The 11,392-nt window shown below is 58.6% G+C and carries 10 protein-coding genes and 2 pseudogenes; 5 read left to right on the forward strand and 7 right to left on the reverse strand.

Translation table 11 applies throughout. The features are described from left to right. A pseudogene (locus P7F28_RS02380) lies at positions 1-279 on the reverse strand (IS256 family transposase); the annotation flags it as partial. A 66-nt stretch (positions 280-345) separates the two neighbouring features. Between P7F28_RS02380 and P7F28_RS02385 the strand changes: the two are divergent. From P7F28_RS02385 to P7F28_RS02395, 3 genes and pseudogenes are all read left to right on the forward strand, one after another. After that, positions 346-903 (forward strand): annotated as a pseudogene (locus P7F28_RS02385) (DUF4434 domain-containing protein); the annotation flags it as partial. Between the two features lie 170 nt (positions 904-1,073). Next, positions 1,074-1,814: a PadR family transcriptional regulator gene (locus tag P7F28_RS02390; RefSeq protein WP_277182839.1), complete on the forward strand. Its 741-nt coding sequence runs from the start codon at positions 1,074-1,076 to the stop codon at positions 1,812-1,814. 4 nt (positions 1,815-1,818) lie between these two features. Then, the gene (locus P7F28_RS02395) at positions 1,819-2,658 is read left to right on the forward strand and encodes a siderophore-interacting protein (protein WP_277182840.1); all 840 of its coding nucleotides are present in this window, start codon (positions 1,819-1,821) and stop codon (positions 2,656-2,658) included. A 15-nt stretch (positions 2,659-2,673) separates the two neighbouring features. On the opposite strand, the gene P7F28_RS02400 is transcribed toward P7F28_RS02395, so the two are convergent. Beyond that, a complete protein-coding gene (locus P7F28_RS02400) occupies positions 2,674-3,159 on the reverse strand; it encodes a universal stress protein (RefSeq protein ID WP_277182841.1) in 486 nt (161 codons plus the stop codon). Positions 3,160-3,281: 122 nt separating this feature from the next. Here P7F28_RS02400 and P7F28_RS02405 point away from each other — a divergent pair, with 122 nt between their 5' ends. Next, on the forward strand, positions 3,282-4,544 hold the full coding sequence (locus P7F28_RS02405; RefSeq protein ID WP_277182842.1) for a LysR family transcriptional regulator: 1,263 nt from the start codon (positions 3,282-3,284) through the stop codon (positions 4,542-4,544). 107 nt (positions 4,545-4,651) lie between these two features. On the opposite strand, the gene P7F28_RS02410 is transcribed toward P7F28_RS02405, so the two are convergent. Together P7F28_RS02410 and P7F28_RS02415 are read right to left on the reverse strand one after the other, a co-directional pair. Then, positions 4,652-6,190: a SulP family inorganic anion transporter gene (locus P7F28_RS02410; protein WP_277182843.1), complete on the reverse strand. Its 1,539-nt coding sequence runs from the start codon at positions 6,188-6,190 to the stop codon at positions 4,652-4,654. A gap of 93 nt (positions 6,191-6,283) precedes the next feature. Further along, a complete protein-coding gene (locus P7F28_RS02415; RefSeq protein WP_277182844.1) occupies positions 6,284-6,937 on the reverse strand; it encodes a carbonic anhydrase in 654 nt (217 codons plus the stop codon). Positions 6,938-7,077: 140 nt separating this feature from the next. Here P7F28_RS02415 and P7F28_RS02420 point away from each other — a divergent pair, with 140 nt between their 5' ends. Continuing rightward, the gene (locus P7F28_RS02420) at positions 7,078-7,917 is read left to right on the forward strand and encodes an alpha/beta fold hydrolase (protein WP_370467217.1); all 840 of its coding nucleotides are present in this window, start codon (positions 7,078-7,080) and stop codon (positions 7,915-7,917) included. Here the strand turns inward: P7F28_RS02420 and P7F28_RS02425 are convergent. From P7F28_RS02425 to P7F28_RS02435, 3 genes are all read right to left on the reverse strand, one after another. Continuing rightward, complete coding sequence (locus tag P7F28_RS02425) at positions 7,907-8,749, reverse strand: polysaccharide deacetylase family protein (RefSeq protein ID WP_277182845.1); 843 nt, start codon at positions 8,747-8,749, stop codon at positions 7,907-7,909. The two genes, P7F28_RS02420 and P7F28_RS02425, sit on opposite strands and share 11 nt — an antisense overlap. Continuing rightward, positions 8,746-9,831 (reverse strand): glycosyltransferase, encoded by a 1,086-nt coding sequence (locus P7F28_RS02430; protein ID WP_277182846.1) that lies wholly within the window; start codon positions 9,829-9,831, stop codon positions 8,746-8,748. The genes P7F28_RS02425 and P7F28_RS02430 overlap by 4 nt, the downstream gene beginning before the upstream one ends. Positions 9,832-10,401: 570 nt before the next feature. Beyond that, positions 10,402-11,151 (reverse strand): FadR/GntR family transcriptional regulator, encoded by a 750-nt coding sequence (locus P7F28_RS02435; RefSeq protein ID WP_277182847.1) that lies wholly within the window; start codon positions 11,149-11,151, stop codon positions 10,402-10,404. Between the last annotated feature and the right edge of the window lie 241 nt (positions 11,152-11,392).

Below are 11,392 nucleotides of genomic sequence, written 5' to 3' on the forward strand. Positions count from 1 at the left end.
CTCGCCGTTGGGCGTCAGCACGGTCTTGGGACTGGTGCCATTGCGGTGGTTGCCAGCCTTGCCCTGCTCGGTCTCGCTTTCCAGATGGTGGCTGAGCTCGGCGGCAAGCATACGCTCGGCCAGGCGCTTCTTGAGCTGGCCGGCCAGCCCCGATTCGCCTAGTACCGACTCGGCATCCTTGCCCTGGACTTGCGCCAGCAATTGGTCAATCAGTTCATCGGAAAACAGCTTCGGTGCTTTCGGAGGTTTGAGCTTTTTTGTCACAGTTGCTTCGGTCATAAAACGGTATTTCCCTTATCGTCTCATGACCTCGGCACACGGAAAATCTGACAGGCTCTCGACGGCTGGTATTTGTCGAATGAAGTGAGTTCGTACTGCTCAGTCGACGGCAATCGAGTTGCGCTTGCCAACTACTACCGCGATCTCACCGGCTACCTGCATACGCATCACAACAACATGTCGGTGATGATCTCGCCGTACTTCAATGTGGGTGATATGCATCACGGGCAGACGCCGGCCACCTGGACCGCGTTGTGGACTTACATTCTCAACGCAGCGCCGATCGACATCATTGCGCTGCAAGACGGCGCGGGCGACAAGTACGCGCCCGATTTCGACTATCAGGCACAAGTCGATGCCCTGCCCGTCTGGTTTGCCGCCACCAAGACCGCCATCTTGCAGTCTTCGCATCCCACTACCCAACTGTGGGACAACCTCGACTTCTATGACATGTACACGGCGGGTGCGATGAGTCTCGATCGGTTGACGCAACATGTTGCCGCAACCCAGAACTCAGTCAGTCAATACACGAACTTCGGCTGGTTCAGCCAGTTCGCGCCCTGGGTTATGAGCAACACGTCACGGAGCGCGCCGTTCGCTCAGTGGAATCTCGCGGGGCAATGATCGGCCAACGATCAGTGGAGGAGCGCGCGAACATTGAAGACGCGTGGTCCTCACTGCTCGGAACACGGCGGACCACGTCCCACCGAGGGAAGCATCCCAAAAAAGCTTGACAGACACTCTTAAGATACATATCTTTAGATATGTTTTACGACATATCTTAGGAGTCTCTTATGAAATCCCGATGCTTTCAGCGCGCCCGCGAAGCGGGTTTCCGCGCCTTCGGTTCAGACTTTCCCTTCGACGACGCCCCACGCTGGGCCGAGCGATTCGCCTTCGAACGTTGGGGCATGATTGGCCGCCACGGACATCACGGTGGCCGATTCGGCGGCGGCCCCGGTGGTCCCGGCGGCGCAGGTGGATGGGGCGGCGAAGACGGCGGCATGCCGCGCGGCCGCAAATTCTCGTCCGACGACCTGCAATTGCTGCTGATGGCCATGCTCGCGGAATCGCCGCGTCACGGCTACGAACTCATCAAGGCACTCGAAGACCGCTCGAACGGCTTCTACGCGCCGAGCCCCGGCATGGTGTACCCGGCGCTCACGTATCTCGAAGAACTGGGCTACGCGACCGTCGAACTGGAAGGCAACCGCAAACGCTACGCTCTGTCCGACGCGGGCCGCGACTACCTTGCCGCCAATCGCGAACGTGTCGATCTGATGCTCGCCAAGCTCACGCATTTCGCCCGCAAGATGGACCTCGTGCGCCGCGCCTACATGGGCGAAGAAGCCGACGACAACGCCGGCGACACGGCCTGGACGCCCGAGCTGATCAACGCGCGCCGCGCCCTCAAACGCGCGCTGCTGTTGCGCACCAACGCATCCGCCGACGAGCAACGCCGCATCGCTGAAATCCTCGCGCGCGCGACCGCCGAAATCGAGCAGAACGCCGCCCCTAAACAAGAAGGAGCCTGATCCGATGACCGATACCATCGTCAATCAACATCCCGCGCTGGAAGTCCGGCGCGTGCGCCACGCGCTCAAATTCCGCCTGTTGCAGGTCATAAGCGTGCGCGCGCTCAATCCGCATTTCGTGCGCGTGACGCTCGCGGGCGAGGCGCTCGCCGATTTCGAGAGCGCGTCGTTCGATGACCATGTGAAGGTGTTTTTCCCCGCGCCTGGCCAGACCATGCCGGAGGTGCCGCAAGCCGGTCCGGACGGTCCGGTTTTTGATCCGACGAAGCCGCGTCCGATCGCGCGCGATTTCACGCCGCGCCGTTTCCATCGCGAGGCGCTTGAACTGGATCTCGACTTCGCGCTGCACGAGGCCGGTCCCGCGACCGCGTGGGCGACGCAGGCGCAGCCGGGGCAATATCTCGGCATCGGCGGGCCGCGCGGTTCGTTCGTGATCCCGACGGCGTTCGACTGGCACTTGCTGATCGGCGATGAAACCGCCCTGCCCGCCATCGCGCGTCGGCTGGAAGAATTGCCCGAAGGCACGCGCGTGGCTACGCTGATCGAAGTGGCCGATCCGTCGGCGCGTATCGAACTGAACACGCGTGCTGATTTGTATGCGCAATGGCGCTACCGCAACGAAAGGAACGAAAGCGAGCATCCGGGCGGCGCGCTGCTGCTCGCACTGCGCGAAACCTTCGTGCCTGAAGGCGAAGGCTATGTGTGGGCAGCCGGCGAAGCCACGCTCATGCGGGCGGTGCGCAAGCTGCTGTGCGACGAGCGCGGCGTCGACAAGAAGCGCATTCGGGCGTCGGCGTACTGGAAGCGCGGCGAACAAGGCGTGCACGGCGCCATCGACGACTGAATCGCATGAGGCTCGTTATGCCATCGCGGCGGGCATCGCGATCACGCGCGCCAATGGCCGTACGCGCGGGCTCGCGATAAGCACTTCGCATGCCGAATAACGGCATACGCCATTGCGCACCGGATGCATGCCGATGGCCAGCAAACCGCGTCTGCGCGTACCTAGCACGATGAGATCCGCGCCGAGCGTATTCGCCGTCTGCGCAATCACGCGTCCGATCGTCCGGCCATCGCGCGGTGACGAGCGCATCTGCCAGTCAAATTCGATACCCGCGCCGCGCAGCATCTTCTCGCTCTGACGGCGAATCACGAGCGCGAGTTGATGCACCAGCGCCTGTGTATCGCACAAACCTTCCGCGTAGGTGCCCGACCACCACGGCGATACATCGATCACATGCAGCACGGTCAGCCGTGCGCCCGTTTCCTGCGCTTTTGCGATGGCGGCCGACAAGGCTTCTTCGCTGAAGCTCGGTCCCACGGCCACGAGAATATGCCGATTCATGATGTGTTCCCTCCGATGATTGGCTCGGTGCATGGGAACATCATCGGCCGAAAGAATTAGGCCACTGTGAGCGCACGCGCGATAAATTAAACTGATGGCGTTCTCACCACGGCGAATGCTTCATGGACCAACGCGATTTGCTCAATCTTGCCTATTTGCGTGCGTTCCGGCTCGTCGCGCAGACGGGCAGCGCGACGCGCGCCGCTGCCGCGCTGTTCCGCGCGCAATCGGCCGTCACGCGCTCCTTGCAGGAACTCGAAGCCGATGTCGGCGAGACGCTGCTGGAACGCCGCCCTTCCGGCATGTTGCCGACGCCCGCAGGCCGCGCCGTGCTTCTGCGATGCGAGCGCATCTTCACCGAACTCGAAGAACTCGCGCAGTGGTGTGCCGCGCGACAATCGCGGCGGCGCGCGCCGGGCGGTGCGCCCTTGCCGGCCTTTTTGCTGAATACGCGGCGTTTGCAGTTGTTTTCTGCGCTGGCGCGGCATCGGCATATGCCGAGTGCGGCGCAGACGCTCGGGCTGAGTCAGCCTGCGGTCAGCAGCGCCATTCGCATCATGGAGACCGGCGCGGGCATGCCGTTGTTTCATCGGAGTCCGCGCGGTTTGCTGCTGACGAGCGAAGGCGAAACGTTCCTGCTGCATGTGCGTCGCGCGCTCAACGAGTTGCGCCATATTCCCGATGACCTCGCCGCCCTGCGCGGCACCATTCAGGGCGATGTCACCGTCGGCGCCTTGCCGCTGGGCCGCACGCTGATCCTGCCGGGCGCGATTGCGCGCGCGGCGGCGCAATACCCCGGCGTGCGCATCGCGACCGACGAAAGCGCGTACGAAACGCTCGTTGCCGGTCTGCGCGCAGGCGATATCGATTTCGTGCTCGGCGCGCTTCGCCCGAACGATGCATCGAGCGGATTGACGAACGAGCGGCTGATGTCGGAAGAAATGGTTGTGCTTGCACGCAACGATCATCCGCTTGCAATGCGCAAGGATTTGACCTTGCGTGAATTGAGCGCCGCGCAATGGGTGTTGCCGCGCAGCCATGCGCCCGCGCGCGGCATTTTCGAATCGCAGTTCAAGCGCGTCAAACTCAAGCCGCCGATGCCGACCGTCGAAACCGCCGATCTCGCTGTGATTCGCGGTCTGCTTATGCATACGGATATGCTCGCGGCTGTGTCCGCACAGCAGTTGCATTATGAATGCGAGTCCGGACAGCTCAAGGTGCTCGATATCACGATGCAGAACACCCGGCGCGATATCGGTCTGACGCTGCGCGCAGGCGGTACGCCTTCGCCTGCCGCACGCGTGTTGATCGATGCTATACGCCTGACCGTCGATCAACTCGGCCATGACTTGCTTCTTTCAAATACGACCACGCATTTTGCTTAAGGCTTAGTCAGTATTTGTGTTTGGTCTTAAGCGTGGGCGCTAAGCATTCGCTAAAGAAATGAATGCAGCCAGCGCTTTTTTAAGGCGCTGGCTGCAAGCCGTTTCTTTTAGTCCGCCGTCAGACGCAAACGCATTTGCGGCTCCACACGTGGCATCTGTCTGCATTCCACGTGCATTTCCTTAGCCGGCGCTTCGGCGATAAATCGATCGATCAATTCGCGCACGTCCGGGTCCACATAGTCCGCGCGCGTGGCGTCGAAGATAACGGTTGCGCCGTTCGGGATCGTGCTCAGATAGTGCTTGAGCGTCACCTTGCAAAGGAAGGAAACGTCTTTGCGGAACGAGAGCAGATAGTGATCGTCGTGTTGCGCCATCGTGATCGGTCGTCTAAGGTTGGCACGCAATGCAAGCACCAGACTGCATGCAATACCGAGCAGAATGCCGATCAGCAAGTCGGTCATCAACACGCCCGCAATGGTCACCACGAACGGCGCGAATCGCTCGAAACCCTGCCTGGCGATAGCCGCGAATAACGACGGCTTAGCGAGCTTGAGACCGGTGAAAATCAAAATGGCGGCAAGACACGCGAGCGGAATCAGATTGATCACGCTCGTCAACGCAAACACGCTGACCAGCAGCAACGCGCCATGAATAAACGATGACCATCGGCTTTGCGCGCCAGCATGCACATTGGCCGAACTGCGCACAATGACCGACGTGATCGGCAACGCGCCGATTGCACCCGCCATCATATTGCCGATGCCTTGCGCCTTGAGTTCGCGATCAGGATGTGCGGCGCGTTTCTTTGGATCGAGTTGTTCGACCGCTTCAAGACTAAGCAAGGTTTCGAGACTCGCGACGATGGCAAGCGTAATCGCTAAGCGCCATACATCGGGATTGACGAATTGCGAGAACGCGGGCAATTCGAGCGCATCGGTAAAAGCGGAAAACGATTCGAGCGCAGGCAGCGCCACGCGATGTTGCGCGGGCGGCGCAAAGCCTGGCGCGAGCATATCGAGCAGAAGCGTTACGCCGATTCCAAGCGCCACGACTGCAAGTGGCGCGGGCACGGCTCGTACCAGCGCGAAACGGCGCATGGCGCGCGTTTCCCAGCCTGCAAGCATGGCTAGCGAGACGACGGCGACCGCGCATGCGGCAATCGAGATCGGACCGAGCGGCGTGTTCAGCACGCCCGCACCGCTTGCGGCGGGCGCGCCTTCATTGGCGAAACCCGCTGCAAGGGGAATCTGCTTGATGACGAGCAAAAGGCCGATGGCAGCGAGCATGCCTTTAATGACGGACGATGGCACATAAGCCGCGAAGCGTCCGGCTTTAAGCAAGCCAAAGCCGAATTGAATCGCGCCCGAAAGCAGCACGGCAAGCAGAAAGGTCGAAAAACTGCCAAGCCCCGCTATGCCATCGACAACAATGACGATCAGGCCAGCCGCAGGCCCGCTCACGCTCAATTGCGAGCCGCTAAGCAAGGCAACCACGAGGCCGCCGATAATGCCCGACAACAATCCCGCAAAAGGCTCGACGCCGGACGCATTGGCAATGCCTAAGCACAGCGGCATCGCGACCAGGAAAACGACGGTGCCGGCGAAAATATCGCGCGGAAAATCAGCTAAACGATTGACTGGTTTCATAGAAATTCAGAGCGAGTTGGGGCCTGCGGCGTCGCACGAATAAGGGCAACGCTGCACGCTAAAACACACTAAAGGATTAATGCGCTAAGAGATTCAGCGGCCCGTGGTCTCGGCCAGTTGATATGACTCGGCTTGCGCCATGTGTTCCAGCGCCGCTTCGTCGTAGCCGGATGCGAGTTCTTTGATAAGGCCGTCGTGCAAACCGAAGATCCAGCCATGCACGAGCGGCGGCGCTTCACGCTCACGCACGATCGGCGTCTCACGCAATTGCCGCACTTGTTCGAGCACGTTCAACTCGGCTAAGCGATTGGTGCGCGCATCGAGTTCTGAGAAACGTTCAAGCTCGTCGCGATGCCGTTCGCCTAACGCGCACAACGGCGCAATGCGTCGATTCACATGCGGCAGTTCATTCGACAACGGCAATAGCGATGCACGCACGCCACCGCATCCGTAGTGTCCGCAAACGATGATGTGATCTACCTTCAGCACGCGCACGGCGTATTCGAGCACGCTCATGGTGTTGTCGTCGGACGGGCAAAAAAGATTGGCGATATTGCGGTGAACGAACAAATCGCCGGGATTGCAATGCGTGACCGTTTCGGCCGGCACGCGGCTGTCGGCACAGCCTATCCAAAGCACCTTGGGGCTTTGTCCTTGCGCCAGGCGCGGGAAGAATTGCGCATCGGCCAAGGCGGCTTCGCGCGCCCAGGCAATGTTTGCTACCAGCATGCGTTTGGGTCGATTCATGCGTTTCTCTCCATAGACTCGATGAACTTGACTGTGCTTTGCGGCACAGCGAATTCCTTACGAATTACTTTCGCAGAAAAAGTTCAGAAAGGTAAAGAGAAATAAATCGCGAAACCACGCTCGTTATTGGTGCATAGCGCATGTCTGTTACGCTTGCGCCTATCCTTAACGCCATCTTGATGAACATGAGCCAGCGGTTTGTGGAGCTAAGCGTAGGCACTCAACCTTTGCGCATCGAGTATCAGTGGCTAAACGCCGAGCTCGCCGATGCACCCATCGCCGTATTTCTGCATGAAGGCTTAGGCTCGGTGGCTATCTGGAGAGACTGGCCGCAATCCATTTGTGATCGACTGAAATGCCGTGGATTGCTTTATTCCCGGCCCGGCTATGGACGTTCCACGCCGCGCGCTAAGGAAGAAAAATGGCCCGTCGGCTTTTTGCATCATCAAGCGCAAGTCGTCTTGCCTGCCCTGCTCGATGCGCTCGAGATAAATACCGAAGAACGTAAGCGAATGCGTCTGATCGGCCATAGCGATGGCGGCACGATCGCTTTGCTTTACGCTTGCGCTTTTCCGGATGCTTTAGCGGCTTTAGCGGTTATGGCACCGCATGTGCTCGTGGAGGACGTGACAGTCGCAGCCATCAAAGAAGTGCGCGGCATCTATGAAACGACGGGCTTTCGCGAAAAGCTTAAGGCCTATCACGACGACGTCGACTCCGCGTTCTATGGCTGGAACGATGCGTGGCTGAAGCCTGCTTTTCGCGAATGGAATATCGTTGATGAGCTTAGGACCATCAAGCGTCCTTTGCTTGCCATTCAAGGGCACGACGACGAATACGCGTCGATGATTCAGATCGACGAGATCAAGCGTGCTGTTCCACATACGCGTTTGCTCAAACTCGACGGATGCCGACACACGCCGCATCGAGATGCCCCCGATGCGGTCACTCAAGCCTTAGCCGAATTGTTTAGCGCTTGATCTTGAGATACGCCTTGCTGATCGCGGGGCGCGAATGTACCCATAGTCGCGAAGCCAGCCAGGATGCAGGACGATCACGTACTTCAAGGCGATTGATTGAGTGTTCGTCTGCATGCTTAGCGGCGCTTGATTGTGCATTTGTGCCGACGTGGCAAGTATAAAAATGGCTAAAGCCCGCCTCACGCGCGACTTCGCGATAGTCGTCGTCGTAATAGCCTTGCGGCCAGCACAAATGATCCGACACGCTGCCAAGACGCGTCGCCAGCGTTGCTCTGGCATCGTGCAGGTCTTGCTGCAAGCGCTCGCGCTTCTCTATGCCCGATTGCGTCACCTGATCCCAGCGCACATGCGAATGCGTGTGGCTATGAAATTCGAACGTGCCTGCTTGACGCATAGCGTCGATTTCCGACCAACGCAGAATGACGTCGTCGATGTGGCCTGCTTGAATTGCGAGGTCGCCATCATGATGATTGAGCAATGGCGGTAAAGCTTCTTTAGCGGCTGACGACGTGTTGTCACGCACCTCACCCAAGCCGGGCCAGCTGCTCACCAGAAAACATAAAGCCTTTAAGCCGTGTTTTAGCAGAACGGGATGCGCATGCACCCAGTTGTCGAGATAGCCATCGTCGAAAGTAATGACGAGCGACTTCGCCGGCAAGTCTTCGCCATGCAGAAATGCGGCCAACTCTGCCGCGCCGACGGTTTTATAACCAGCGCTCGCCACATAGGCCATTTGTTCCGCGAAATGCTCGGGCGAAACCGTAATCATCCCCGGTGATGTACTGATGTGGTGGTACATCAAAACAGGTACGGCACGTGCATGACCGCTCATTGGCGGTGACCTCGTTCATTCAGCGCGCGCCGATAAAACAGCGCGGTTTCATAGGCCATATCGCTGATCGTAAAGCCACGCTCGGTAATGCGCTTGCTTTCGTCACGCAAGCGCTGGCGCAACGCGGGATCGTCGATCATGCGTTGAATTGCACCGCGCAAGGCAACGGGTTCACGCGGCGGCACGAGCAAACCATTGACGTCGTTCTGAATCAATTCGGGAACGCCATCCACATGCGTGCCAATGACCGGCAAGCCCGCGGCCATTGCTTCGATAAAGGCTTGACCCAGCGCTTCCTGATGCGTCGGCAACACAAAGAAATCACTGCCGCGAAAGATATTCGGCACATCAGTGCGAAACCCGAGCAAATGGATACGGCTCTCAAGCCCCATGCTATGCACGATACCTTTGATGTAGTCGAAAATCGGTCCATCGCCGGCCATGACGATATGCAGGTTCGGATGGGTATCGAATAGCGGACGCACGGCCGAGATCAGATCTTCGTGGCCTTTTTCATCGCGCATGATGGCGACCATGCAACCGACCATCGCATCGCGATCGATGCCGAGTTCAGCGCGCAAAGTAGACTTGGCAATCGGCTCAGGCTTGGGAATGCCGTCGTAAATGGTCTGCACGCGCTTCTCGGAAACACCTGCCGAGATCAGATAGCGCCGCACGTAATGACTCACCGCGATCACGCGATGGGGAATCCACGTATAGGTCGCAAGCGAGCTGATGGGCAACGCGAGATGTCGCGTGCGCACGATCAGCGGCGTGCCCGCAAGACGTGCCGCCGTGCCTGCGACCAGACTGTCGTGTCCGCTATGCGTATTGAGCACGTCGAAGGCGCGGCGTCGCAACAGCGATTTGATGCGCAGCATGGACGACATATCGCCGCCGCCGCGCATACGCGCGTGATGCACGGCAAAGCCCAGATCTCTCGAATGCGCGCCAAGGCGTGCATCGCCAGGGCAAATCAATTCGACCGTATGACCGCACTCGCGCAGCGCCACCATTTCTTTAAGGGTGCGGATTTCCTGACCGCCCCAACCCTTCGATGACTCGCTGTGTAAGATCTTCAAGACTTCTTCTCCGCACTCCGGTTCCCTATGGGCCGGAAATATTCGGTAATAATTCGAACGCCTTGCTAGCCCTGCTGACTTCAAAAGGGAGGGTCAAGGGAACGAGACAAGCCCAGGACGGGCCCGCCCAAAGCGACTTGCAACTTCAATCACGCCAGGCCTGCGCAGTTCATTCCGCTAGCGCCTGTTTAGCAATCACTAACGGCAATTCCAACGCGTCGGTTGACCCAAAGCCAACAATTTTCTTACTTGCAACCAACGAATAAAAGTTTGTCGATTCTCAAGGTTTAAGCATCGCCATATCACGAAGTTGTGATCTTAGCCCGAGTCAAACGAAAGCCATCGGCATACCCGAGTGAGAAAAAGGTGCTTAAGCAAGGACTAAGCAAGCTTGGTGATCGCAAACGTTTGTTATTGCATGAGATGCGAAGTTTTGCGCTTGCTTAAGCAGCCGTTACTGGCGTTCGGCAGGGAATTAATACTGATTTCTTAGGCTTGCCTGAACGTTTGATGGACAGGCTTAAGCGTCTCTAAAGATGGCCACGACACTGTGGCGTTAGAAGATCATCTTCAAACCGCATCGGGCGCTTTGAGTTCCTGAGCACGCCGCAGACGCTCACGGCTATTGGACAAATGCATGCGCATGGCTGCACGCGCGGCCTCGGGATCGCGACGCTCGATTGCATCGTAGATATCTTCGTGCTCGCGATTCACTCGGTCCAGATAGCCCGCCGGGTCGTTGTGCGCAAGCGCCGCCGAATTCACGCGCGTACGCGGGATGATCGTATTGCCCAACTGACTCAGGATGCTGTGGAAATAACGATTGCCGGTGGCCTTGGCCAGCTCGAGATGGAACGCGACATCGGCGGCGACGGCGTTGCCGGTGCCTTGCGTGATATGGCGCTCGAATTCACCGAGCGCATGACGCATCTGTGCAAGATTTTCGTCCGAGCGACGCATGGCGGCCAGTCCCGCCGCTTCTGCTTCCAGGCTGATGCGCAATTCCAGAATCGCCATTACATCGCGCACAGTGAGGTCACCGGCTGCTTCGATCTGGAAGCGATCGTGATCGGTCGATTCGAGCACGAAGGTGCCTATGCCATGCCGCGTTTGCACCAGCTTCGCCGCCTGCAAACGCGAAATCGATTCGCGCACCACGGTCCGGCTGACGCCGAGTTGCGCCATGATCTCGGATTCGGTCGGCAGTTTGTCGCCTGGTTGAAGCGCCCCGCTGCGAATCCGCTCGGAGAGTTCGGAGACGACTTCTTCAGTCAGATTGCGAGAGCGGCGAAGAGCGCCGGAGGCGAGTGCTGAGGACATTGTTGGATCGATCGTTCGAGTGCTCGATGTCGCAATTATAGGGTGCGAGACCGCTTGTACGATGACTAATCTCTTAAGCTTGCCGATACCCTAAAGATGCGCGCTGAAAGACGCCGTAAAAAAATCAAAGAAAACCCTAGTCAATTCATGCGTTTAGGGACAAAGCAACCCATTGTAAAACTGCTTGTTGCAGCGTAAAGTTCATGTACCGCATGAAGTCTCTGCAAGCTATTTTCAGTGC

The sequence above is a fragment of the Caballeronia sp. BR00000012568055 genome (assembly GCF_029439455.1).
In the GTDB taxonomy this organism is placed as follows: Bacteria; Pseudomonadota; Gammaproteobacteria; order Burkholderiales; family Burkholderiaceae; genus Caballeronia.

Bases quoted from the DNA above. Each gene is read 5' to 3' on its own strand.
- P7F28_RS02390 (WP_277182839.1), top strand. From the start codon at position 1,074: ATGAAATCCCGATGCTTTCAGCGCGCCCGCGAAGCGGGTTTCCGCGCC.
- P7F28_RS02395 (WP_277182840.1), top strand. From the start codon at position 1,819: ATGACCGATACCATCGTCAATCAACATCCCGCGCTGGAAGTCCGGCGC.
- P7F28_RS02400 (WP_277182841.1), bottom strand. From the start codon at position 3,159: ATGAATCGGCATATTCTCGTGGCCGTGGGACCGAGCTTCAGCGAAGAA.
- P7F28_RS02405 (WP_277182842.1), top strand. From the start codon at position 3,282: ATGGACCAACGCGATTTGCTCAATCTTGCCTATTTGCGTGCGTTCCGG.
- P7F28_RS02410 (WP_277182843.1), bottom strand. From the start codon at position 6,190: ATGAAACCAGTCAATCGTTTAGCTGATTTTCCGCGCGATATTTTCGCC.
- P7F28_RS02415 (WP_277182844.1), bottom strand. From the start codon at position 6,937: ATGAATCGACCCAAACGCATGCTGGTAGCAAACATTGCCTGGGCGCGC.
- P7F28_RS02420 (WP_370467217.1), top strand. From the start codon at position 7,078: ATGTCTGTTACGCTTGCGCCTATCCTTAACGCCATCTTGATGAACATG.
- P7F28_RS02425 (WP_277182845.1), bottom strand. From the start codon at position 8,749: ATGAGCGGTCATGCACGTGCCGTACCTGTTTTGATGTACCACCACATC.
- P7F28_RS02435 (WP_277182847.1), bottom strand. From the start codon at position 11,151: ATGTCCTCAGCACTCGCCTCCGGCGCTCTTCGCCGCTCTCGCAATCTG.